This is a genomic window from Streptomyces sp. NPDC059895, assembly GCF_042731035.1.
Taxonomy (GTDB): domain Bacteria; phylum Actinomycetota; class Actinomycetes; order Streptomycetales; family Streptomycetaceae; genus Streptomyces.
In genome coordinates this window covers 303,134-326,555 of the sequence record NZ_JBHWKO010000001.1, presented here as the reverse complement: position 1 = coordinate 326,555, position 23,422 = coordinate 303,134, and the positions used below count along the sequence as shown (strand labels likewise).

The 23,422-nt window shown below is 73.2% G+C and carries 17 protein-coding genes and 3 tRNA genes; 10 read left to right on the top strand and 10 right to left on the bottom strand.

Annotated elements, in window-relative coordinates:
• Positions 1 to 124 precede the first annotated feature (124 nt).
• Entirely contained in the window at positions 125 to 802 is a 678-nt protein-coding gene (locus ACFV9M_RS01380) for a vancomycin high temperature exclusion protein (RefSeq protein WP_385069793.1), read from the bottom strand.
• A 248-nt stretch (positions 803 to 1,050) separates the two neighbouring features.
• On the opposite strand from ACFV9M_RS01380, the gene ACFV9M_RS01375 reads away from it, so the two are divergent.
• The 5 genes from ACFV9M_RS01375 to ACFV9M_RS01355 all read left to right on the top strand — a co-directional run bounded on the left by ACFV9M_RS01375 (position 1,051) and on the right by ACFV9M_RS01355 (position 8,192).
• The gene (locus tag ACFV9M_RS01375) at positions 1,051 to 1,959 is read left to right on the top strand and encodes a sirohydrochlorin chelatase (protein ID WP_385069794.1); all 909 of its coding nucleotides are present in this window, start codon (positions 1,051 to 1,053) and stop codon (positions 1,957 to 1,959) included.
• A gap of 99 nt (positions 1,960 to 2,058) precedes the next feature.
• Positions 2,059 to 3,396 (top strand): deoxyguanosinetriphosphate triphosphohydrolase, encoded by a 1,338-nt coding sequence (locus ACFV9M_RS01370; protein WP_385069796.1) that lies wholly within the window; start codon positions 2,059 to 2,061, stop codon positions 3,394 to 3,396.
• Between the two features lie 134 nt (positions 3,397 to 3,530).
• Positions 3,531 to 4,796, top strand: a complete 1,266-nt coding sequence (locus ACFV9M_RS01365; protein ID WP_385069797.1) for an NAD(P)/FAD-dependent oxidoreductase — start codon at positions 3,531 to 3,533, stop codon at positions 4,794 to 4,796.
• A gap of 52 nt (positions 4,797 to 4,848) precedes the next feature.
• The gene (gene dnaG, locus ACFV9M_RS01360) at positions 4,849 to 6,753 is read left to right on the top strand and encodes a DNA primase (protein ID WP_385069799.1); all 1,905 of its coding nucleotides are present in this window, start codon (positions 4,849 to 4,851) and stop codon (positions 6,751 to 6,753) included.
• A 113-nt stretch (positions 6,754 to 6,866) separates the two neighbouring features.
• A complete protein-coding gene (locus ACFV9M_RS01355) occupies positions 6,867 to 8,192 on the top strand; it encodes a sigma-70 family RNA polymerase sigma factor (protein ID WP_385069800.1) in 1,326 nt (441 codons plus the stop codon).
• Between the two features lie 72 nt (positions 8,193 to 8,264).
• Here the strand turns inward: ACFV9M_RS01355 and ACFV9M_RS01350 are convergent, their stop codons facing one another.
• The 4 genes from ACFV9M_RS01350 to ACFV9M_RS01335 all read right to left on the bottom strand — a co-directional run bounded on the left by ACFV9M_RS01350 (position 8,265) and on the right by ACFV9M_RS01335 (position 13,898).
• A complete protein-coding gene (locus ACFV9M_RS01350; protein ID WP_385069801.1) occupies positions 8,265 to 10,193 on the bottom strand; it encodes an ABC transporter ATP-binding protein in 1,929 nt (642 codons plus the stop codon).
• A complete protein-coding gene (locus ACFV9M_RS01345; protein WP_385069803.1) occupies positions 10,193 to 11,926 on the bottom strand; it encodes an ABC transporter ATP-binding protein in 1,734 nt (577 codons plus the stop codon). The genes ACFV9M_RS01350 and ACFV9M_RS01345 overlap by 1 nt, the downstream gene beginning before the upstream one ends.
• Positions 11,927 to 12,089: 163 nt before the next feature.
• On the bottom strand, positions 12,090 to 13,541 hold the full coding sequence (locus ACFV9M_RS01340) for an FGGY-family carbohydrate kinase (protein WP_385069804.1): 1,452 nt from the start codon (positions 13,539 to 13,541) through the stop codon (positions 12,090 to 12,092).
• Between the two features lie 51 nt (positions 13,542 to 13,592).
• Positions 13,593 to 13,898 (bottom strand): YtxH domain-containing protein, encoded by a 306-nt coding sequence (locus ACFV9M_RS01335; RefSeq protein ID WP_385069805.1) that lies wholly within the window; start codon positions 13,896 to 13,898, stop codon positions 13,593 to 13,595.
• A 159-nt stretch (positions 13,899 to 14,057) separates the two neighbouring features.
• Between ACFV9M_RS01335 and ACFV9M_RS01330 the strand changes: the two genes are divergently transcribed.
• From ACFV9M_RS01330 to ACFV9M_RS01320, 3 genes are all read left to right on the top strand, one after another.
• A tRNA-Asn gene (locus tag ACFV9M_RS01330) sits at positions 14,058 to 14,130 on the top strand.
• A 5-nt stretch (positions 14,131 to 14,135) separates the two neighbouring features.
• Positions 14,136 to 14,208: transfer RNA gene (locus ACFV9M_RS01325), tRNA-Asn, on the top strand.
• A gap of 180 nt (positions 14,209 to 14,388) precedes the next feature.
• A tRNA-Ile gene (locus ACFV9M_RS01320) sits at positions 14,389 to 14,465 on the top strand.
• A 46-nt stretch (positions 14,466 to 14,511) separates the two neighbouring features.
• Here the strand turns inward: ACFV9M_RS01320 and ACFV9M_RS01315 are convergent.
• The 3 genes from ACFV9M_RS01315 to ACFV9M_RS01305 all read right to left on the bottom strand — a co-directional run bounded on the left by ACFV9M_RS01315 (position 14,512) and on the right by ACFV9M_RS01305 (position 18,038).
• Entirely contained in the window at positions 14,512 to 15,570 is a 1,059-nt protein-coding gene (locus tag ACFV9M_RS01315) for an NAD(P)/FAD-dependent oxidoreductase (protein ID WP_385102310.1), read from the bottom strand.
• A gap of 76 nt (positions 15,571 to 15,646) precedes the next feature.
• Positions 15,647 to 17,263, bottom strand: coding sequence for a LodA/GoxA family CTQ-dependent oxidase (locus ACFV9M_RS01310; protein ID WP_385069807.1), 1,617 nt, complete (start codon positions 17,261 to 17,263; stop codon positions 15,647 to 15,649).
• A 55-nt stretch (positions 17,264 to 17,318) separates the two neighbouring features.
• On the bottom strand, positions 17,319 to 18,038 hold the full coding sequence (locus ACFV9M_RS01305; protein ID WP_385069808.1) for a hypothetical protein: 720 nt from the start codon (positions 18,036 to 18,038) through the stop codon (positions 17,319 to 17,321).
• Positions 18,039 to 18,264: 226 nt separating this feature from the next.
• Here ACFV9M_RS01305 and ACFV9M_RS01300 point away from each other — a divergent pair, with 226 nt between their 5' ends.
• Positions 18,265 to 19,206 carry an amidohydrolase family protein gene (locus ACFV9M_RS01300; protein ID WP_385069810.1) on the top strand — a complete coding sequence of 314 codons (942 nt, stop codon included), beginning with the start codon at positions 18,265 to 18,267 and terminating at the stop codon, positions 19,204 to 19,206.
• A 29-nt stretch (positions 19,207 to 19,235) separates the two neighbouring features.
• On the opposite strand, the gene ACFV9M_RS01295 is transcribed toward ACFV9M_RS01300, so the two are convergent.
• Together ACFV9M_RS01295 and ACFV9M_RS01290 are read right to left on the bottom strand one after the other, a co-directional pair.
• A complete protein-coding gene (locus ACFV9M_RS01295) occupies positions 19,236 to 19,787 on the bottom strand; it encodes an RNA polymerase sigma factor (protein ID WP_385069811.1) in 552 nt (183 codons plus the stop codon).
• 486 nt (positions 19,788 to 20,273) lie between these two features.
• Positions 20,274 to 21,845 (bottom strand): protein kinase, encoded by a 1,572-nt coding sequence (locus ACFV9M_RS01290; RefSeq protein ID WP_385069813.1) that lies wholly within the window; start codon positions 21,843 to 21,845, stop codon positions 20,274 to 20,276.
• Between the two features lie 192 nt (positions 21,846 to 22,037).
• Here ACFV9M_RS01290 and ACFV9M_RS01285 point away from each other — a divergent pair, with 192 nt between their 5' ends.
• Complete coding sequence (locus ACFV9M_RS01285) at positions 22,038 to 23,357, top strand: S8 family serine peptidase (RefSeq protein WP_385069815.1); 1,320 nt, start codon at positions 22,038 to 22,040, stop codon at positions 23,355 to 23,357.
• Positions 23,358 to 23,422 lie beyond the last annotated feature (65 nt).

The window sequence follows — 23,422 nt, the reverse complement described above, 5'->3', positions numbered from 1 at the left end:
CACACCGAGGACACTAAAAGTGATCGGACGGTCACAGAAAGTGCGGAAGGGGCTTTTCATTCCCCCGGGTGAAATGCGCCCGTCAAACCCGCTCCGTCGAGAATGTCCTGATCCGCCCGCGCGTTCATTCGGCCGTGGCCAACGCCCGCGCCACCCCCGGCTCCCGGGGGCCGAGGAAGCGCGGATCGGGCTCGAACACCACGTCCAGCGCCGCCTTCCCGGCCGCGAGGATCTCCCGGGCTCCCCCGTAGTACCAGGTCACGTCGTGCGCGGCGGCCACGCCGACCCCGTACGGCTCGACCCCCGCGGCCCGGCACAGGGCGACCGCCCGGCGGATGTGGAAGTCCTGGCTGATGAGGACCGCGCGGTCCACCCCGAAGATCTTCCGGGCGCGCACACAGGAGTCCCAGGTGTCGAAGCCCGCGTAGTCGCTCACGATGCGCCCGTCCGGCACCCCGTGCTCCGTCAGGTAGGTCCGCATGGCGTCCGGCTCGTCGTAGTCCTCGCGGCTGTTGTCGCCGGTGACGAGCACGACCTCGATGCGCCCCTCGCGGTACAGCTCGGCCGCCGCGTCCAGCCGGTGCGCGAGATACGGCGACGGCTCCCCGTCCCACAGACCGGCACCGAAGACGACGGCGACCTCGGTGCGCGGCGCGTCGGCCGTGGTGCCCAGCCGGTCCGCCGTGGAGACGTACAGCCAGGTGGCCGGCAGCAGCCCCAGCACGCACGCCCCCATCACGCCCTGCACCAGCCGCCGCCACCCCGTACGGGTGCGCGGCAGCCGCGGTCGACGTATCTCCATGCGGTGGTCCCCCTGCTGCCCGGGCCGGTCCGTTCGCCCCGGCCGCCTCCGACCGGGGAAGACGCACCCGGCGCCGATCGGGTTCTGCGCACCGCGCGTCACCCGGGTCACATCCAGGCCCCCGCGGCCAGCCCCCGACCCCGAGCACACGCACCTCACATCCACCCCGTCCCCGCGGTGAACCCCCGGAAAATACTCGTGACGGTCGCGCAACGGGAGTGCAACCTCCCGCCGTGAGGATGGGGGCCATGACGGCGTCGCCCACCCTGTACGACGAGTCCGCCCCCCGCCCCGGCAGCCCGCTGACCGGTGGCGCCCACCTCGACAGTACGGCGCACATCATGAACCGGATCAGTGACCACCTCACCAGCCAGCTCAGCCTCGTCTCCGTCGACGGCCGCCGGCGCCCCGGGGCGCCCGCGCTGGTCGTCGTCGCCCACGGCAGCCGCGACCCGCGCGCCCTGAGCACCGTCCGCACCCTGCTCGACCGGGTCCGCGCGCTGCGCCCCGGGCTGCCCGTGCACCTCGGCCACATCGAGCTGAACGAGCCCCTGCTCACCGACACGCTCGCCGGCCTCGAGGCCCGGGGCACCGCGTCGGCCGTCCTCGTGCCGCTCCTGCTCAGCCGCGGCTACCACGTCAGGCGGGACATCCCCGAGATGGCCGACGCCGTGTCCGTCGACACCCGGGTGGCCGCGCCGCTCGGCCCGCACCCCCTGCTCGTGGACACCCTGCACGCCCGTCTCGTCGAGGCCGGCTGGAGCACCCGCATGACGGAGGCCGAACGCCGCGCCAGCGCGGTCGTCCTCGCGGCGGCCGGCTCCCGCGACCCCGACTCGGCCGTCGACACCCGCCGCACCGCCCAGATGCTCGCCGAACGCCTCGGTGTCCCGGTCGTCCCGGCCTACGCCACGACGGCCACCCCGACGGTCCCCACCGCCGTACGCGCCCTGACCGCCCGGGGCCGGCACCGCATCGCCGTCGCCTCCTACTTCACGGCCCCCGGCCGCTTCGCGACGGAGAGCGCGGAGGCCGCCCCCTGGATCGCCTCCGCCCCCCTGGGCACCCACGAGGCGATGGCCCGCCTGGTCCTGCACCGCTACGACCAGGCACGGGCGGTCCCGGCGAGCACCAGGCCGGAACTGGCGTCGGCCTAGGCCAGGACCTGGCCCGAACGGCAGGGCCGCCCGCCGGCCCGAGGGGCGCGGCCGCGGACGCGCACTGGCACGGTCACCCCGCGCCCGTACTGTCGAGACATGGAAGGCACGAGCACGGCCGAACCCGCACCCCCCGCCACCGAAGCCGAAGCCGCACCCCCCACCCCCTACGACCCCGCGTCAGTGGCCCGCTGGATCCCCGAGCACGACAAGCGTCCGGGGCGCACCGCCTTCCAGCGGGACCGGGCACGCGTGCTGCACTCCTCGGCGCTGCGCAGACTCGCCGGGAAGACGCAGGTCGTCACCCCGGGCACCGGCGGCCGGACGGGGGACGCCACCCCCCGCACCCGCCTGACCCACTCCCTGGAGTGCGCCCAGGTCGGCCGGGAGCTGGGCGCGGCCCTCGGCTGCGACCCCGACCTCGTCGAGGCCGCCTGTCTCTCCCACGACCTCGGCCATCCCCCCTTCGGCCACAACGGCGAGCGGGCGCTGAACGGCCTCGCCCACGACTGCGGCGGCTTCGAGGGCAACGCCCAGTCCCTGCGGCTCCTCACCCGCATCGAACCGAAGCGGTTCGTCACCTCGTCCGCGGACCCCGACGACGTCGTCAGCGTCGGCCTCAACCTCACCCGCGCCACCCTCGACGCCGGCGTCAAGTACCCCTGGCCGCGCGGCGCCCACCCCACCGATCCGCGGTCCCCCAAGTTCGGCGTCTACGAGGACGACCGTCCCGTCTTCGACTGGGTCCGCGAGACGGCCCCCGGCACCCGCGCCTGCTTCGAGGCCCAGGTCATGGACTGGTCCGACGACGTGGCCTACTCGGTGCACGACGTGGAGGACGGCCTGCACGCCGGCCACATCGACCCCGACTGCCTGCGCGCCGAGCCGGAACGCCAGGACGTGTTCCGCGTCGCCGCCCGCCGGTACGCCCCGGCCGGCACCGACCCGGCCGAACTCGCCGCCGCCCTCGACCGCCTCCGGGACCAGCGGTGGTGGCCGCACCGCTACGACGGCACGGCCGTCGCCCAGGCCCGGCTGAAGGACGCCACCAGCCAGCTCATCGGCCGCTTCTGCCTCGCCGCCGAGACCGCCACCCGCGCGCGGTACGGCCCGGGCCGCCTCACCCGCTACCGCGCCGAGCTCGTCGTACCGCGCGAGACCCGCCTGGAGTGCGCGGTCCTCAAGGCCCTCGCGGACCGGTACGTCATGCAGCGGGCCGAGCAGGCCCGGCTCCGCGCCGACCAGCGGGTCGTCATCACGGAACTGGCCGAGGCGCTCACCGCCCGCGCCCCCGACGGCCTCGACCCCCAGTTCCGCGCGCTGTTCGACCGGGCGCCCGACGACCGGTCCCGCAAGCGGGTCCTCGTGGACCAGATCGCCTCCCTCACCGACGCCTCGGCCCGCTCCCTGCACGCGAGACTGACGGGGCGCATGTGACACATAAGTGACCGTCCATGGCCTGATCGGGCCACGTCCTCTTCCCCCTTCACGGTGCGTGCGGGACGCTCAGGTGGCGGCATGCTCAGCGTTCACTGGGGCGACACCCCCCAGACCCCCGTAGGAGGCATCACGTGGTCGACGCGGACCAGACATTCGTCATCGTCGGAGGAGGCCTGGCCGGAGCCAAGGCGGCCGAGACGTTGCGGGCCGAGGGCTTCACCGGCCGCGTGATACTGATCTGTGACGAACGCGACCACCCCTACGAGCGCCCACCGCTCTCCAAGGGCTACCTCCTCGGCAAGGAGAGCCGCGAGAGCCTCTTCGTGCACGAGCCCGCCTGGTACGCGCGCAACGACGTCGAGCTGCACCTCGGCCAGAGCGTCGACGCGATCGACCGCACGGCGAAGACGGTCCGCTACGGCGACGACGGCACCCTCGTCCACTACGACAAGCTGCTGCTGGCCACCGGTGCCGAGCCCCGCCGCCTGGACGTCCCCGGCACCGGCCTGGCCGGGGTCCACCACCTGCGCCGGCTCGCGCACGCCGACCGCCTCAAGGGCGTCCTGGCCGCCCTGGGCCGCGACAACGGCCACCTCGTCATCGCCGGGGCCGGCTGGATCGGCCTGGAGATCGCGGCGGCGGCCCGCGAGTACGGCGCCGAGGTCACCGTCGTCGAACCGGAGCCGACCCCGCTGCACGGCGTGCTCGGTCCCGAGCTCGGCGCCGTCTTCGCCGAGCTGCACCGCGAGCACGGCGTCCGGTTCCACTTCGGCGTCCGGCTGACGGAGATCGTCGGCCAGGACGGCATGGTCCTCGCGGCCCGCACCGACGACGGCGAGGAGCACCCCGCCCACGGCGTCCTCGCCGCGATCGGCGCCGCCCCGCGGACCGCGCTCGCCGAGGCGGCGGGGCTGGAGCTGGCCGACCGCGCCCACGGCGGGGGCATCGCCGTGGACGAGCGGCTGCGCACCTCCGACCCCGACATCCACGCCGCCGGCGACGTCGCGTCCTTCCCGCACGGCCTGTTCGGCACGACCCTGCGCGTCGAGCACTGGGCCAACGCCCTCAACGGCGGCCCGGCCGCCGCCCGCGCCATGCTCGGCCGGGACGTCACCTACGACCGGGTGCCCTACTTCTTCTCCGACCAGTACGACCTCGGCATGGAGTACAGCGGCTGGGCGCCGCCGGGGTCGTACGACGAGGTCGTGATCCGGGGGGACGCGGGCAAGCGGCAGTTCATCGCGTTCTGGCTGAAGGAGGGCCGGGTCCTGGCCGGGATGAACGTGAACGTGTGGGACGTCACGGAACCGATCCAGGCGCTGATCCGCGCGGGCGTTCCCGTCGACATCGAGGCCCTGGCCGACCCGCACGTGCCGTGGGAGAGCCTCGGCGCCTGACCGTGCCGCGGCCGACCCCGAGGATGTCGCTGCGCCCCCGTAGAATTCACGCGTGGCAGGACGGATCAACGACGAGGACGTGAAGGCGGTTCGGGACGCGGTCCCGATCGACGCCGTGGTGTCCGAGTACCTCCAGCTGCGCAACGCGGGCGGCGGCAACCTCAAGGGACTGTGCCCCTTCCACGACGAGAAGTCGCCGTCCTTCCAGGTCAGCCCCAGCAAGGGACTCTTCCACTGCTTCGGCTGCCAGGAGGGCGGCGACACCATCACGTTCGTGATGAAGGTCGACCACCTCACCTTCTCCGAGGCCGTCGAGCGCCTCGCCGCCCAGGCCGGCATCACCCTGCGGTACGAGGAGGGCGGCTACAACCCCTCCCACCAGCGCGGCGAGCGCATCCGCCTGGTCGAGGCCCACAAGGTCGCCGCCGAGTGGTACGCGGAACAGCTCGCGGTCAGCCCCGAGGCCGACACCGGCCGCGTCTTCCTCGCCGAGCGCGGCTTCGACCAGGCCGCCGCCGTCCACTTCGGCGTCGGCTACAGCCCCCAGGGCTGGGACCACCTCACCCGCTACCTGCGCGGCAAGGGCTTCACCGACAAGGAACTGCTCCTGTCCGGGCTCGCCCAGGAGGGCCGCCGCGGCCCCATCGACCGCTTCCGCGGCCGGCTGATGTGGCCCATCCGGGACATCGGCGGCGAGGTCGTCGGCTTCGGCGCCCGCAAGCTGTACGAGGCCGACACCGGCCCCAAGTACCTCAACACCCCCGACACGGCGATCTACAAGAAGTCGCAGGTCCTCTACGGCATCGACCTCGCGAAGAAGGACATCGCCAAGGCGTCCCGCGCGGTCGTCGTCGAGGGCTACACCGACGTCATGGCCTGCCACCTCGCCGGCGTCACCACCGCCATCGCCACCTGCGGCACGGCCTTCGGCGGCGACCACATCAAGATCCTGCGCCGGCTGCTGATGGACAACGGCAGCGCGCGGGTCATCTTCACCTTCGACGGCGACGCGGCCGGCCAGAAGGCGGCCCTGCGCGCCTTCGAGGACGACCAGAAGTTCGCCGCCGAGACGTACATCGCCGTCGCGCCCGACGGCATGGACCCCTGCGACCTGCGCCTGGCCAAGGGCGACGACGCGGTCGCCGACCTGGTCGAACCCCGCACCCCGCTGTTCGAGTTCGCGCTGCGCCAGATCGTCTCCCGCTACGACCTCGACACCCCCGCCGGCCGCGCCGCCGCGCTCGACGAGGCCGCCCCGGTCGTCGCCCGCATCAAGAACAGCGGCGCCCAGCACGAGGTCGCCGTGCAGCTCGCCGGCATGCTCGGCATCCTCGACACGCAGTTCGTCGTCAAGCGCGTCGCCCAGCTGGCCCGCTGGGCCCGCGAGCGCGGCGGCAAGGCCCCCGCGCCCGCCCGCGGCGGCCCCGCCCAGCCGTACGAGGCCGCCCCCCGGCCCGCCACCAGCGGCCCCGCCCTCACCCTGCGCAACCCCGTCTACGCCACCGAACGCGAACTGCTCAAACTCGCCCTCCAGCGCCCCGAGCTGGTCTCCCCGGCCTTCGACGCGTACGGCATCGACGAGTTCACCGCCGCCCCCTACGCCGCCGTACGCCAGGCGATCCTCGACGCGGGCGGCGCCGAGTACGGCGTACCGGACGGACAGGAGTACCTGGTCCGGGTCCGCGACGCGGCCCCCGACGACACCGTCCGCGCCATGGTCACCGAGCTGGCCGTGGAGCCGATCATGCGGCGCGCGGTCGACGACCTGTACGCGGGCACGGTGCTGGTCCAGGTCCGCCGCCGCGCCGTCGAACGCCGGGTCCGCGACGTCCAGTCCCAGCTCGCCCGCCTCGCCGCGGGCGGCGACCCGGCCCACCTGGCCGCCGTGCAGAACGAACTGTGGGTCCTCCAGCAGTACGACCAGGCCCTACGCGCCCACGGCGCCGCCGCGCTCTAGACCCGCCCGGACCCCCGTGACCGGCACGGTCACCGCACCGTCACGGACCGCAGGCAAAAAGTCACCGCACGCCCCTCGTGGCGGCGATGTGTCGTACCCCACACTGGGTTCCGGTGCCTGAGTCCTCGGAGCGCGGCCGATCCGTCCCCAGCGGGTCCCACACCCCCGCGGTTCCGCTCATCGCGTACGGGACGGACAGCGGCGAGGCCGCCCGTTCCGCCCTCGAAGCAGCGCTGCCGCACCTCTCGGCAGCGGACATCCTGGAGGTCGCCCCCGTGCAGACCCGGACCCTCACCCACACCGACACGCGTACCGACGGCACGGAACCGGACACCGAGACGGACGTCCTGGTCGCGGTCCCGCCGCAGCACCGTGCCGTGCACCACCCGGAGACGGCGCCGGACGCCGCGGCGGAGGCCGGCGCGGTGCCCGAGCCCGACACGGAGCCGGAGGGCCCGCCCGCCGAGGCGCTGCGCGAGGCCCCCGAGCCCGACGGGGCGCCCGCCCCCCGGGCGGACGGGACGGCCGCACCGTCCTCGGACCTGTTCCGCCAGTACCTGCGGGAGATCGGCCGGATCCCGCTGCTCACCGCCGCCGAGGAGGTCGAACTCGCCCGCCGCGTCGAGGCCGGCCTGTTCGCCGAGGAGAAGCTGGGCACCACCCCCGACCTGGACAGCGAGCTCGCCCTCGACCTCGACCGGCTGGTCGTCATGGGCCGCATGGCCAAGCGCCGCCTCATCGAGGCCAACCTGCGTCTGGTCGTGTCGGTGGCGAAACGGTACGTCGGCCGCGGTCTGACCATGCTCGACCTGGTCCAGGAGGGCAACCTCGGCCTGATCCGGGCGGTCGAGAAGTTCGACTACGCCCGCGGCTACAAGTTCTCCACGTACGCCACCTGGTGGATCCGGCAGGCCATGTCCCGGGCGCTGGCCGACCAGGCCCGCACCATCCGCGTCCCGGTCCACGTGGTCGAGCTGATCAACCGGGTGGTCCGCGTCCAGCGCCGGATGCTCCAGGAACGCGGCTACGAGCCGACCGCCGCCGAGGTCGCCGCCCACCTGGACCTGCCGCCGGAGCGCGTCGGCGAGGTCCTCCGCCTCGCCCAGGAGCCGGTCTCCCTGCACGCCCCGGTCGGCGAGGAGGACGACGTGGCCCTCGGCGACCTCATCGAGGACGGCGACGCGGCGAGCCCCGTCGAGTCGGCGGCGTTCCTGCTGCTCAGGGAGCACCTGGAGGCCGTCCTGTCGACCCTCGGGGAGCGCGAGCGCAAGGTCGTCCAGCTCCGCTACGGCCTGGCCGACGGCCGCCCGCGCACCCTGGAGGAGATCGGCCGCATCTTCGGTGTGACGAGGGAGCGGATACGGCAGATCGAGTCGAAGACCCTCAACAGGCTCAGGGACCACGCCTTCGCGGACCAGCTGAGGGGCTACCTGGACTGAGCCGGGCCCGAAGCGGGGCCGCCCCTGAGGGCGGCCCCCCTGCCCGGCCGGCCGTCCCTGGGCCGAGGGGGCCTAGTCGACCTCGGCCACCGCCTCCGCGAACTGCGCCTTGTACAGCCGGGCGTAGGCCCCGTCCGCCGCCAGCAGGTCGGTGTGCGCCCCCTGTTCCACGATCGACCCGTTCTCCATGACGAGGATCGTGTCGGCGTCCCGGATCGTCGACAGCCGGTGCGCGATCACGAACGACGTCCGCCCGTGCGCCAGCTTCGCCATCGCCTTCTGGATCAGCACCTCGGTCCGCGTGTCGACGGAACTCGTCGCCTCGTCCAGGACCAGGATCACCGGGTCGGACAGGAACGCCCGCGCGATGGTGATCAGCTGCTTCTCACCGGCGCTGACCCCGCTGCCCTCGTCGTCGATCACGGTGTCGTACCCGTCGGGCAGGGTGCGGATGAACCGGTCGGCGTGCGCCGCCCGGGCCGCCTCCTCGATCGCGCCCCGGCCGACCTCCCCGGACGCCCCGTAGGCGATGTTCTCCGCGATGGTGCCGCCGAACAGCCAGGTGTCCTGGAGCACCATGCCGATCCCGGCGCGCAGCTCGTCCCGGGACATCCGCGCGATGTCGACGCCGTCGAGGGTGATGCGCCCGCCGGACACGTCGTAGAACCGCATCAGCAGGTTGACCAGGGTGGTCTTGCCCGCCCCCGTGGGGCCGACGATGGCCACCGTGTGGCCGGGCTCCACGACCAGCGACAGGTCCTCGATCAGCGGCTTGTCGGGGTCGTAGCGGAAGGAGGCGCGCTCCAGCGCCACCCGCCCGCGCAGTTCCTCGGGCCGCACGCCCGCCACCGGGTCGGGCTGCTGCTCCTCCGCGTCCAGCAGCTCGAAGATCCGCTCGGCGGAGGCGACACCCGACTGCACCAGGTTCGCCATCGACGCGACCTGCGTCAGCGGCATCGAGAACTGGCGCGAGTACTGGATGAACGCCTGCACGTCACCGATGGACAGCGAGCCGGACGCGACCCGCAGACCGCCGACGACGGCCACCAGCACGTAGTTGATGTTCGACACGAAGAACATCAGCGGCTGCATGATCCCGCTGTTGAACTGCGCCTTGAACCCGGCCTCGTACAGCGCGTCGTTCTGCTCGGCGAACTGCCGCGCCGACTCCTCCTGCCGGCCGAACACCTTCACCAGCGTGTGGCCGGTGTACATCTCCTCGATGTGCGCGTTCAGCTTGCCGGTGGAGCGCCACTGCTGCACGAAGTGCGGCTGCGACCGCTTGCCGACCTTCGCGGCGACGAGCGCCGACAGCGGCACGGTGACCAGCGCGACCAGCGCGAGGATCCACGACACCCAGAACATCATCGCCAGCACGCCGACGATCGTCAGCAGCGAGTTGACGAGCTGGCCCAGCGACTGCTGGAGGGTCTGCCCGATGTTGTCGATGTCGTTGGTCGCCCGGGACAGCACCTCGCCGCGCTGCCGCTTGTCGAAGTACGACAGCGGCAGCCGCGACAGCTTCGTCTGCACGTCCTCCCGCATCCGGTACATCGTCCGGTTGACGGCCCGGTTGACCAGCCGTGTCGCCACCGCCATGAGCAGACCGGCGACGAGGAACACCCCGAGCGCGAACAGCAGGACGTTGCCGACGGCCCCGAAGTCGATGCCCTGGCCCGGGGTGAAGTCCGTGCTCCTGAGCATGTCGGCGACCTGGCCCTCGCCGCGCTGCCGCATCGAGTCGAGGACCTGCTCCTTGCTCGCACCCTCCGGCATCCCGCGCCCGACGATGCCGGAGAAGACCAGGTCGGTGGCCTCGCCGAGGATCTTCGGACCCACCACGTTCAGCCCGACGCTCACCACCACACAGAGCAGCATCGCGTAGAGGGTGAGCCGTTCCGGCTTGAACTGGGCGAGCAGCCGCCGCCCCGACACCTTGAAGTCCAGCGACTGGTTGTCGGGGCCGGTGCCGGCCATCATCCGCCCCATGGGCCCGGCCATCAGGCGGCCTCCGCTTCCGTCAGCTGGGAGAGCACGATCTCCCGGTAGGTCTCGTTGTCCGCCATCAGCTCGTGGTGCGTGCCGGTGCCGACGACCCGGCCCTCGTCGAGGACGACGATCCGGTCGGCGTCGCGGATGGTCGCCACGCGCTGGGCGACGATGACGACGGTCGCCTCGGCGGTCTCCCGCCCGAGCGCCGCGCGCAGGGCCGCGTCGGTGGCGTAGTCGAGCGCCGAGAAGGAGTCGTCGAAGAGGTAGATCTCCGGGCGCTGCACGAGGGTGCGGGCGATGGCGAGCCGCTGCCGCTGACCACCGGAGACGTTCGTGCCCCCCTGGGCGATGGGGAAGTCGAGCCCGCCGTCGAGCCCGCGCACGAACGCCTCGGCCTGCGCCACCTCCAGCGCGTGCCACAGCTCCTCGTCACTGGCGTCGGGATTGCCGTAGCGGAGGTTGGTGGCGACGGTCCCCGCGAACAGGTACGGCTTCTGCGGTACGAGTCCGACGGTCCGTGCCAGTACCTCGGGGTCGATGTCGGCCACCGGCACCCCGTCGACGAGGACCTCGCCGTCGGTGGCGTCGAACAGCCGGGGGACCAGCCCGAGCAGCGTGGACTTGCCGCTGCCGGTGGAGCCGATCACGGCGGTCGTCTCACCGGGGCGCGCGACCAGGTCGACGGCCTTCAGCACGGGCTCCTCGGCACCCGGGTAGCGGAAGCCCGTGCCCCGGATCTCCAGATGCCCGTGCCGGCGCAGCTCGCGCACCGGCGCCACCGGCGGCACCACGCTCGACTCGGTGTCCAGCACCTCCTGGACGCGCTCGGCGCACACCTCCGCGCGCGGCACCATCATGAACATGAAGGTGGCCATCATCACGGACATCACGATCTGCATGAGGTAGGCGAGGAAGGCGGTCAGATCACCGATCTCCATACGGCCGCTGTCGATGCGGTGGGCGCCGAACCAGACCACGGCGATCGACGACACGTTCACCGTCGTCATGACCACCGGGAACATCAGCGCGAGCAGGTTGCCGGCCCGCAGCGAGATGTCGGTGAGGTCGGCGTTGGCCGTCCGGAAGCGCTGCTCCTCGTACTCGTCGCGGACGAACGCGCGGATGACGCGGTTGCCGGTGATCTGCTCGCGCAGCACCCGGTTCACCGTGTCGAGCCGGGTCTGCATGGACCGGAACAGCGGCCGCAGCCGCCGCACGATCAGCGTCACGCAGATGCCCAGCACGGGCACCACGGCGACCAGGACGCCGGAGAGCGGCACGTCCAGACCGAGCGCCATGACGATGCCGCCCACGCACATGATGGGCGCCGACACCATCAGGGTGAACGTCATCAGCGCCAGCATCTGGATCTGCTGGACGTCGTTGGTGGTCCGCGTGATCAGCGAGGGCGCGCCGAACTGGCTCACCTCGCGGGCGGAGAAGGACTGCACCCGGTCGAAGACGGCGGCCCGGACGTCCCGGCCGAGCGCCGACGCCGTCCGCGCGCCGTAGTACACGGCGCCGATGTTGCACACGACCTGCGCCAGCGAGATGCCGATCATCAGGCCGCCGTAGGACAGGATGTATCCGGTGTCACCGTTGACGACGCCGGTGTCGATGATGTCGGCGTTCAGGGTGGGCAGGTAGAGGGTGGCGCAGGTCTGCAGGAACTGCAGCAGCACCAGCAGGGCGATGGGTTTCCTGTAGGGCCTGAGATAGGTCCGCAGAAGTCGTATGAGCACGCTGTGTCTCTCGGAGTCGGCGGTAGGGGCGTTGGTTGCCCGTGGCCCCCATCGTCGAACACTCCACCCGCGTTACCTCAACTGATTAACCCGGGGACGGCGTGCTATGGCGTGTCTTTCGGACGACGCGTCTTCCACGGTCCGGGCCGCCAGGCCCTGTCGTCTAGCGGAACGCGCTCGGGTGCGTCTGCTCCCGCACCGACACGAACTGCTGCCGCACCGCCTGCCCGACGGCCAGTTCCTCGCCCGGGTCCCGGACCTGTGCCGCCGGGCCCTGCCAGGCCGGCGGCGTCCGCGGATCGAGGGTGCCCTGCGACACGCCGAGCGCCCAGGCGGCCTGCCGCGCCGCCCCGATCGCCGCGTAGTCGGCGGGCTGCGGTACGACGACCTGCGCGCCGAACAGCGCGGGCGCCGCCGCCTGCACGGCCGGCAGTTCGGCCGCCGCGCCGAGCAGGAAGATCCGCCGGACCTCCACGCCCCGTCCGCGCAGCACGTCGAGCGCGTCCGCGAGCCCGCACAGCATGCCCTCGAAGGCGGCCCGCGCGAAGTGCTCCGGCTTCATCGACTCCCGCCGCAGCCCCGCCAGCGTGCCGGCCGTGTGCGGCAGGTTCGGTGTGCGCTCGCCCTCCAGGTAGGGCAGGAGCACCAGCCCGTGCGACCCGGGCGTCGACTTCATCGCCAGGTCGGACAGGGTCTCCAGATCCGGCACCCCGAGCAGCTCGGCGGCCCCGCGCAGGGTCCGTACGGCGTTCAGGGTGGTGACGACCGGCAGGTGCATGCCCGTCGCGTCCGCCAGGGAGGTGATCATCCCGCTCTGGTCGACGAGCGCCTCGGGGTGCACGGCCATGACGGACCCGGAGGCCCCGAGGGAGACGACCGCGTCGCCCCGTCCGATGCCGAGCCCGAGCGCGGCGGCCATGGTCTCGCCGGTCCCGGCGGAGATCAGCAGGCCCTCCGGGGTGGTACCGGCCGCGTCGGAGGGGCCGATCACCTCGGGCAGCATGACCTGGTGGCCGAGCGCCAGCTCGACCAGATCGGGCCGGTAGCCGCCGGTCGCGGCCGACCAGTAGCCCGTCCCGGAGGCCCCGCCCCGGTCGGTGGTCCGCCGCACGGGCCGCCCGAGCAACTGCCACACCAGCCAGTCGTGGGCCTGCAGCAGCACGGCCGTGCGCCCCGCCGCGTCGGGCTCGTTCTTCGCCAGCCACCGCAGCTTGGTCACCGGCTGCGCGGCCTGCGGCACGCATCCCACCGCCTGCGCCCAGGGCTCGCGCCCCCCGAGCGCGTCGACCAGGTCGGCCGCCGCGACCTGCGCCCGCTTGTCGCCGCCGACCATCGCCGGCCGGACGGTGTTGCCCTGCGCGTCCAGCGGCACGACCGCGTTCTGCTGCGAGGACACCCCGATGGCCTGCACGCCTTCGAGCAGTCCGCCGCCGGCCGCCTCCCCGAGGGAGAGCAGCCAGGCCTGGGGGTCGACATCGCTGGGCCGGCCGCCGCCCTCGGCGTTGTCGACCGGATGCGGCGCAAATCCCTGCCTGAGCACGGCGCCCGTGTCCGTGTCGCAGACGACGATACGAGTGAAATCGGGCGAACTGTCCAACCCGGCGACTATCCCCATGGCGAAAATTCTGCCGCACCGCGGGGGGTGGCCGTGTCGGCTCCGGCGTCCCTACGTGTTGCTGGTGCCCCAGTCGTCCGCCCCGTCGCTCTGGGCGGAGCGTTCCCGCAGGGACCGCACCCGGTCCGCGACCGAGTCGGGCATCCGGTCCCCGACCTTGTCACTCACCACGTGGTAGGCCCTGCCCGCGAACTGACGGCCCTGCTGCGCCGCCGTCTCCGCGGTGTTGCGCACGGCGGGGTTCTGCGAGATCCGCCGGGCGGATTTCTTCAGCTGCTCGTAGCGCTCCCGCCCGGCCTTCGTGCCCAGCACGTAACCCAGGGCGAGTCCGACGACGAATGTGAGCCGGTAGCGCATGACGGCCACCCTTCCCTCGTGTAGGTCACTTGGCGCGGCATCGGTGTCGGGGCGAACCGATTGGCGGAGCACCCCCCTGCTTGCGCTAATGTATGTGTCGCAGCGAGCGCCCGCCCCCTGGCGAATACCCAGGCAGGTGCGTTCGATGCAACGAGGCATTCCTCCGTAGCTCAATTGGCAGAGCAGCCGGCTGTTAACCGGCAGGTTACTGGTTCGAGTCCAGTCGGGGGAGCTCGGTCCTCCGTAGCTCAATTGGCAGAGCAGCCGGCTGTTAACCGGCAGGTTACTGGTTCGAGTCCAGTCGGGGGAGCATCGTGATCGAGGACCCCACAGGGGTCCTTTTTCATGTCGGTTCCACGCCGGAGGGAACCACGCAGGTCGTGGTGGGGTCCTCATGGTCGTGCGACGTCGGACCAGACGGAGCGTGAGATCGTATGAGCGGCTATGCTGCGGCAGACGGCGCGCACACATGTACGCGACACGCCGCTATGGGGCGGTAGCTCAGCCGGTTAGAGCAGCGGACTCATAATCCGCCGGCCGTGGGTTCGAGTCCCACCCGCCCCACCAGCAACCTGTGACCTGCGGAAACGTTCCGTGAGGTTTTTTCGCGGCCTCAGCGCCGACGGCGCCAGAACGGCGTGTCCCAGCGTCGTTCGCGTCGGTACTGGGCGACCCGTGTGTTCAGGTACTCGGCGTGTACGGCTGCGATGCGCCGGGCGTAGGCGTCCAGAGCGCCGGTCTCACCGGCCCGGTCGGCCAGGATCGCCTGTGCCGCGACCGAGCCGGTGGCCAGCGCGGTGACGATCCCCCGGGCGGCCAAGGGGTCGGTCGCGGTGGCGGCGTCACCGACAGCCGCCCAGCCCGGTCCGGCCGCCGGGCTCGCGCAGGCGGAGCCGGCGGCCAGCACCCGCAGTCGCCGGGGTGGTTCCTTCCAACGGGCGGTGCGGTCCCGGAGGTGACCGGTGAGCCGCACCCGGGCCCACCACACGTCCGGATCGAGCAGGCGAAGGCCGGTGACGAGGTCGGCATCGGTCATGGCCATCACGATCCGCTCACCACCGGGCAGGGGAGCGGTGTACCACCAGCCCCAGTGGGTGGACTCCACCAGCGACGTCCGCTCCGGCTCCGCCGCCCCCGCCGTCGGCGGGCCCAACAGCCCGGCGACCGCGATCAGATGGTCGGAGCGGATCAGCGCCGCCCCGGCCCGGCGGGCCGGCCGCGCCGCCCGGCCGGTGGCGTCGACGAGATACCCGGCCTCCAGCACACTGCCGTCCCCCGTGATGACCTGCCAACGGTCCGGCCGCCGTTGGACGCCGCGGACGAGCCCGGTGTGCCGGCGGGCACCACCGGCCAGGGCCGCCTGGAGGAGGCAGGCGTCGAACCGGGCCCGGTCCAGGTGCCAGCCCTCGCCGTACGGCCCGGACGGGAAGGGCGCGATGCCGAGCGCGTCCCCGCCCCAGGCGGCCAGGTTGCCGTGCCAGGGCGCGTGTCCGTCGGCGGCGACGCGGTCGAGCACTCCCAGGCGCTCCAGCAGCGGGCGGGCAGGGGGAGCGAGACTCTCCCCGACCCTCCAGCCGGCCGAGACCGCCGGGGTGACGATGACGACCCTCGCCCCGGCCCGGGCGAGGCTCAGCGCGGCCACGCATCCGGCGGGGCCGCCACCGGCTACCACAACGTCGCAGCGCCGCACCCCCGCGCCGCTGTTCGACCCGCTGCCGCTCAACGCACCGCTCCGGCCCCGGCCCGGCCTACCCGGGGTCAGGGGCGGTCCGCTCCGTCTCGACCAGGATCTCGCGGCCGTCCGGACCGGGACGGGCGACGACGAACCCGAGAGTGCTCCACTTCGCGACCATGTCGTCGGCGTCGCCGACGCCGCGGTCCCACTCCCGGAACGCTTCGGCCGCCACCTGGACGAGAGCGTCGTGCTCCGGCTCGGGAAGGACTTCGTCGGGGCGGGAAGCCGGCCACCAGTGGGTGTGGCACGCGTAGAAATCGGCCTGCCAGGGCAGGGCCATGTACTTGGTGACATCACCGGCCAACAGGTCTTCGCGCAGCCGGAACGGCGCGGCCCAGGTGGCCGGGTTGTCGGCGATGTACGTGACCTCGATGCCCGGGAAGAACCCCCCGCCGCTGCACGCCTCCAACGCGGCCCGTACCAGGGCGTGCGGCTGGTCCGCGGGCGCGATGGCCTCGAACGGGACCGCGGGGGCGGGTGCGCCCGGCCAGTCCGCCAGGAAGTCACCGACGGCCCAGCGCCGCATCCGTTCGTACTGGCCGGGCAGGAGTGTCAGCCAGGTCTGCGGCCGCTCGGGGTCCCGGTCGCCGCCGTCGCCGGCGAGTACGGGCATGAACGAGGCGTCGGCCTGGCCGATGTCCAGGAGTCCGGGCTTCGGCGTACGCAAGCGGTCGAAGACGGCCCGGCGGTGCTTGGCGTCGGCGTCGGCGTTCGAGGACAGCTTGGTGAGGCGGTCGGGCGTGAGGAAGTTCCACCCGGCGCCGTGCCTCCTGCGCGCGACGGCGTTGACCCATGCGTAGCCGACCGGCCGGGCGAGCAACGGGTAGATGTCCCGGGTGAAGGAGACCTCCGGCGGAACGGGCAGTCCGCCCACCGCGCGGGCGGCCTCCGAGGCGACGTCGTACAGAGTGATCAGGCTCGGCGTGTGGGGCGCGTAGTCGGGAGGGGCCGTCACGACCCAGGCGGAGGTCACCGGCACCGGGCGATCCCGCGGGCCCAGGCGTACGGTCGCGCTGACCGGACCGTCACAGATGTCGTCGTACCAGTGATCGTTGTCGGCGAAGTGGGTGATCGGGTTGTCGGCCTCGACCGAGGCGGATCTTCCGAAACCGCCGAGGACGAGCAGCCGGCCGGAGCCGTCGGTGCGCAGTTCGCCCAGCGGCACCGGGGTGTCCAGAAAGGTTCCGGTGTCGAAGCGCGCGTCCGTGCCGTCCTGGAGCGGACCGGTCACGCTGCGGGGGCCGGGCCGGATCACCAGCCGTGTCCGGGCGGAGGGATCGGCGGGATCGACATGCCGGTTGCGGCGGCCGGCGGGTGCGGCGGATTCCTGGAAGCGGCCGGTGAACGTGAACCACTCGCCCTTGGCGTTGGCCGGCTCGACGGTCCAGGTGATGTGCGCGTCGGCCGAGGTGAGTTCGCCCAGGACGGTACCTGCCCGGTCGTAGGCGTACAGGCGGAACCGGGCGGCCTGGCGTTTCATCCGCCCGGCGGTGTCCCTGAACCCGCCTTCGGGTTGCGGCCGCACACCGGGGGCCTCCGGACCGATGAAGGAACCGTCGGGGCTGTCGCCCAGCCTGGCGATGCCGACCGTGGGGTGGATCTCGCAGTGGGAGATGTCATCGATGTTCATGTCCGCTCCCGGTGAGAGGGCCGGGCGTACGACGGTCAGTTGGGAGTGCATACGGTCAGTGGGAGTGCATCTCGGTGGCCAGATCCCCTTCCTCTTCGTAGAACTCCCGCTCCACCGCGAGCCGCAGATCGATGCCGGCCGGTCCGCCGTCCAGGAACCGCACGGTCACCTGGTCGCTCTCGTGCAGTCTGTCCTCCGGGCGGTCCGCCCTTCCGGCGATCTCCAGCCGCGGGCCCTTTCGCAGCATGTCGTCGGTGAGCACATCGCCCGCGGCACCTGGGAGGTGCCGAACCGCGATGTGGTGATCGAAGTCCGGGGCCCTGGTGATCCAGTGCTCGAGGAAGAGCTCCCTTCCCTTCCCGAAGGCCAGGTAGTTCAGGCCCGCGGGCCGGGGCGCGTCATGATCGAAGTGCCGGAAATGGACGACGCGTTGCACCTCGACGGTCACCGGGTCGAGAAGGACGGTGCCGCCCCGCTCGAAATGACCCCGGAACAGCGTTCCGGTGAACGAGACGAGCTTGGGCTCCTGTCCCGCCGGGGCGACGAGATCGGAGAGGCGGAACGGCTCGGGGGCCAGTGTGTAGACGTCCGTCCCCGTCGTGCGGCGGTCATCGGCGTAGATCTGCCGGGCGTCACCCGTGGGGCTCTTCAGGGTGACTTCGAGAAGGTACTGAACGGCGTGGGGATCCATGAACATGGGCATGTGGGACAGATAGACCGTCTCCTCGCCCACCACCACCATTCCGTGGGTGGCCTTCGGTTCGGCGTTCGGCATCGGGATCATCTCCGTTGCGAAAGCTCATCCGTCGTTCCCGCGCGGTGACTTGTCCTCCGTCCCTTCAGGTTTTCACATGGCGTGGAAGTCCGCCATTCAGGTGACGCCGTGCCCGTCGCGGCGATGCGCGGGGTACTCGCGCCCTTTCACCTGCTCGTGTTGCCGGCGTCCTCCGCGCGTGCGTCACTGGCCGTAGGACGCCGCTTCCGAGGAGGCTCGGACGGACATGCCGGACCCCGCGCGCATCGACGTGCACCAGCACCTGATCCCACCGGACCGCGGCCGTGCGATGGCCGAGCGGGCCGTGGCCCTGGGATGGCCAGCTCCCGCGTGGGACGTCCAGGGCGCGCTCGCGGCGATGGACCGCAGGTCGATCGCCACCGGTCTGCTGTCGTTCCCCGCGCCCGTCGCCGCCCCGGACGACCGCGCCGGAGCCCGCGCGGGCGCCCGGAGCGTGAACGACTACACCGCCGAAGTCGTCAAGGACCGGCCCGATCGCTTCGGTCACTTCGCCGTCCTCCCCCTGCCCGACGTGGACGCCGCGCTCGCCGAGGCCGCCCGTGCGCTGGACGAGCTGAACGCCGACGGACTGACGGTCCTCTCCCACGCGCACGGCCGCTACCTCGGCGACCCGGCGTTCGAGCCGCTCTGGGCCGAGCTGGACGCCCGCGCCGCGGTCGTCCTCGTCCACCCCACGGCGCCTCCGGTCGCGCCGGTCCCCGGCCTGCCCGGCCCCCTGGTGGACTTCCCGTACGACACGGCCCGCACGGCCCTGCACCTGGCGCTCAACGGTGTGCCGGGGCGGTACCCCCGGATCAGGATGATCCTCCCCCACGCCGGCGGCTTCCTGCCGTACGCCGCCCACCGCTTCGCGGTCGCCGCCCGGCTCCACCCCGATCACCTCACCCCCGAAGGCCTGCTGAGCGACCTTCGGCGCTTCTACTTCGACACCGCCATCTCCGCCGGCCCGGCCGCCCTGCCCTCCCTGCTCGCCTTCGCCGCACCCCGACACGTCCTGTACGGCAGCGACTTCCCCATGCTTCCCGAGGAGTGGGCCACCGGTTTCGACAGCGGACTGGACGAGTACCCGCACTGGGAACCCGACCAGCTCCACGCCGTCGACCGCGGCAACGCCGAACTCCTCTTCCCTCGCCTTGCCGGGTCCTGACACCGTGAAGCCGCGGCGCGCCGGGACCGTCAGAAGCCGGGCATCAGCCACTGCCGTACGCACTGACGCGCGCTGTGCAGGCGGGACTTGACCGTGCCGAGGGGCAGGCCGGTGCGGTCGGCGATCTCGGCGTACTCCATCTGGCAGATGTCCCGGTAGACCAGCGGCGCGACCAGTGCCGGATGGTCCCGTTCCAGGCGTTCGAGCGCCTCCAGCAGGTCGATGCGCGAGCCCGCGATCACGCTTGTGGTGCGCGGATCCGCCCGGTGGGTCTCCTCCGCCGGCAGCGGCTGCTCGGCGGACCGCCGCTTCAGCTCGCGGTACTTCTGGCGGGCGCAGTTGGCGACCACGGTGTGCAGCCAGGTGCTGAACCGGCTGCGCTGCTGGAACGTGGTGATCTTGCGGGCCACCTGGAGCAGCACGTCCTGCGCGGCCTCCTCCGCGTCCTCGCGGCAGGGCAGGAACCGCCCGCAGCGCCGGAGCACCTCCGGCCGGATCGCCTGGAGCAGGGCGTCCAGGGCCTGCCGGTCGCCTGCCGCCGCACGCGCGGCGAGGGTCTCGGTGTCGGCGGCGAGCAGCACGGATGTCTCCCTGGTGACGTGACTGGTGGTGCCGGTACGGATGTCATGGTGTCGCGTGTCAGTGGCCGCCCGCGGCGGGCGCCCGGTCGGTTGCGGCGGCCGGGACGACGGTCCGCGTCCCCCGCCGGACGGCCCGCCGAGGGCACGAACGGGAAGAACCCGGTTCCTTTCGGTGCCCCTCTCGGCCCGCCGTGCCCCGTGGGCCGCGGGGTGTTCCTGGAGTCGCCGACGGGGCTGCGGGGCCGTGCCGGGCGTCCGTCGCCGCCGTGTCCGCCGCTGTGTCCGATGCCGTATCTGACGCCATGTCCGCCGCCGTGTCCGCCGCCGCATCTGACGCTGTGTCCGACGCCGTGTCCGACGCCGTATCTGACGCCGTGTCCGCCGTCGTCCGCACAGGGAGAACCGACGCGATGAGCATCACCGACGAGCCGCCGGGCCCGGGCCCGGGCCCGGGCCCGGCGACGGCACGGGCCTGCCGGGTCGGCATCAGTGCCCCGTGTGGGCGGACCAGATGGCCTGGTCCTGGTAGATGATGTTGACGTTGCCGTCGGCGCCCAGGCAGAGGATCGCCCCGTCGTGGCCCTGGGTCCCGGTGTGCCAGAGCGGCGTGCCGTTCCCGTCGAACACGACGAGGTTGCCGTCGCCCTGGAGGTAGGCCCTGTTGCCGCTGCCCGTGGTGCCGGATGACCACCGGGCGCGGTCGTTCTCGTCGTAGATGACCAGAGCGCCGTCGTCCCGCATCACCATCCGGGTCCGGTTGGTGCTCCAGGCGGCGCCGGACCGGAGCTCCTGGTCGGGCTGGACGCACAGCGTCGTCCACTCCGGTGTGGCGGACGGGGTGGCGGAGGCCGAGGCCGACGGGGCGGCCGCCGCCGCGACGGTCCGGGTGTCGCCCGCGGTCCGGGCGCTCTGCGTCCCGTCGGCGGCGGGGGCCGTCGAACGGGCGGACCGCGAGGCGCTCGGTGCGGCGGAGGTGGGACCGGCGGAGCCCGGGGAGGCCGCCAGGACGGACGGGGTGACCGAGGTGTACCCCGCGGCTTCCCGGTCGCCCGTCTGCGGCAGGGTGCCCGAGGAGTGCCCCGCGCCGTCGACGACGAACCAGCCGGCCGCCAGCCCGGCCGCCGTCACGGCCGCCCCCGCGCCGAGCAAGAGCCGTCTTCGGCGGCCCGGCCACCGGCGCCCGCGCTCCGCGGTCCCGGGAACCCCGCCCTCGGCCGGACCGCCCTCGGCCGGACCGCCCTCGGCCGGAGCGGCCGCCGACTGCCCGGCGAGGGCGTCGAGTTCGTCCGCGAAGGCGGTCGCGCTCGGCCAGCGGCGTGCCCGGTCCGGCTCCAGGGCGCGCAGGACCGCCCGCTCGGCGCGGCCCGGCAGCCCCGTGCGGAGCCGGCCGGGCGGGACGACCTTCCCGGGGGCGGCGGGGACGGCACCGGTGAGGAGGTGGTAGGCGAGGGCGCCCAGCCCGTAGACGTCGGCCCGCTCGTCGATGCCGCCGCCCGGCTCGGCCTGTTCGGGAGCCATGTAGCCGGCCGACCCCGCGGTCATGGTGAGCCCCGACGCGTGGGCGAGGCTCTTGGCGAGTCCGAGGTCGGCGACGAGCAGCCGGCTGCGCCGCGCGCCGAGTTCGGAGCGGATCAGCATGTTCGACGGTTTGACGTCACGGTGCAGGATCCCGGCCTCGTGCAGCACGGCCACCGCGCGGGCGGCCTCCGCCGCCAGCCGCAGCCCCTCGTCCACCGGCAGCGGGCCGTCCGCCAGCCGGTCCTCCAGGGTGCCGCCGTCCGCGTACTCCATGACGAAGTACGGCCGCTCGTCCGGGAGTTCACCGATGTCGTGGACCTGCACCACGCGCGGGGACGCGGCCTGCCGCAGCATCCGGGCCTCCGCAAGGAAACGTTCCCGCAGATCCAGCCGCTGGGCCCAGTTGTCGGCCATGACCTTGATGGCGACGGGAGCGTCCAGCGAGTCGTCGTGGGCCCTCCAGACGGTTCCGAAGGCGCCGGAGCCCAACGGCTTCTCCAGCCGGTAGCGGCCGATGTGGTGCGGCAACTGCAACTGCATGGGGACACCCTGCGGGGACGAGATGACGGGGAGGTGGCCGGCGGGCGGCTTCCAGGAATACCGGCGTCCGCATATGACGCGGTGACCTCTGCCCTCCCCGCACCGGGCCGAACTTATGCACCGCCGGCCGCATCGAACGAACGCGAGCGGCACGGGGCCGTTCGGCGGTGAGGACACGGAGGGCGTGAGGACGTGCGCAAGTGGAGACAGGGCATCGGAGTCGCCGTCGGGTGCACGGCGGTACTGGTCGCGGGGGGAACGGCGGGGGCCCGGGCCGCCGTCCCGCTGGGTCCGCCGGCCTCGGACGCGCTGCCGATGATGCCGGAGCAGGTGGACGCGGACGCCGGGTGCACGCCCGCGTCGAAGAAGGCGGTGACGCCCGTCCCGTGGGCGCAGCAGCTGCTCGGGCTGCGCCGGGCGCAGGAACTGAGCCTGGGCGACGGCGTCACCGTCGGCGTCGTGGACACCGGCGTGGACACCGGGACCGCCGTGCTGAAGGGCCGCGCCTCGGGGGACGGGAAACGGGACTGCGTGGGTCACGGCACCTTCACCGCGGCCCTCGTCGCCGGAGCGCGGCGGGAGGGGACCGGGTTCACGGGAGTCGCCCCGCACGCCCGGGTGTTCGGGGTGCGCGCGACGACGGCCGAGGGTGCCACGGACGCGGACGCGATCGCCGCGGGCATCGAGGCCGCGGTCCGGGGCGGCTGTGACGTGGTGCTGGTGTCGGTGGCCTACGGCGCGTCGAGCAAGCGGCTGGAGCGGGCCGTGGAGACGGCCGCGAAGCGGGACGTGGTGGTCGTCGCCCCGGCCGCCGGCGGACAGCGCGGCGGCGCGCCCGCCTATCCGGCGGCCCTGCCCGGCGTCGTCGGCGTGGCGTCCGTCGGGGTGGACGGCGGCCCCTACCCCTCCGGCCGCACGGCACTGCCGTCGCCGCCGGACCTGGTGGCGCCCGGGGACCGGGTGCTGAGCGTCGGCCCCGGCGGCGGGCACTTCACCGGCGGCGGGGACACGGTGGCGGCGGCGTTCGTGGCCGGGGCGGCGGCGCTGGTGCGTGCGCACGATCCGGCGCTGTCCGCCGAGGCCGTCGCCGCGCGGCTGCGGGCCACGGCGGTGCGCTCCGCCGGGCCGGTGCCCGATCCGCTGGCCGGGTACGGACTGGTCGACCCGGCGGAGGCGGTCTCCGGTGTCGCACCGGGGGCGTCGTCCGGGCCCGTCGCACGGGCCGGTGGAGGAGACGGGAAGGGGACGGGGGACGGCGAGGGCACGGGGGACGGCGAGGGCACGGGGGACGGCGAGGGCACGGGGGACGGCGAGGGCACGGGGGACGGCGAGGGCACGGGGGACGGCGACGGCGGTTCGTACCGTGTGCCGGAGCGGCCCGAAGCCGTGTCGCCGCTGGCCGCCTGGGGGGTGGTCGGGGGATCGGCGTCGGTCGCCGTGCTCGCCGCCGTCCTGGGGGTGGTGGTGCCACGCGGGCGGGCCCGTGGCTGGCAACCGGGCAATCGCGGCTGAAGAGGCGGGAGAGCGGCTTCGGGGCCGGGGACCGTGACGCGGGAGCCGGGGCACCCTGTGCCCCG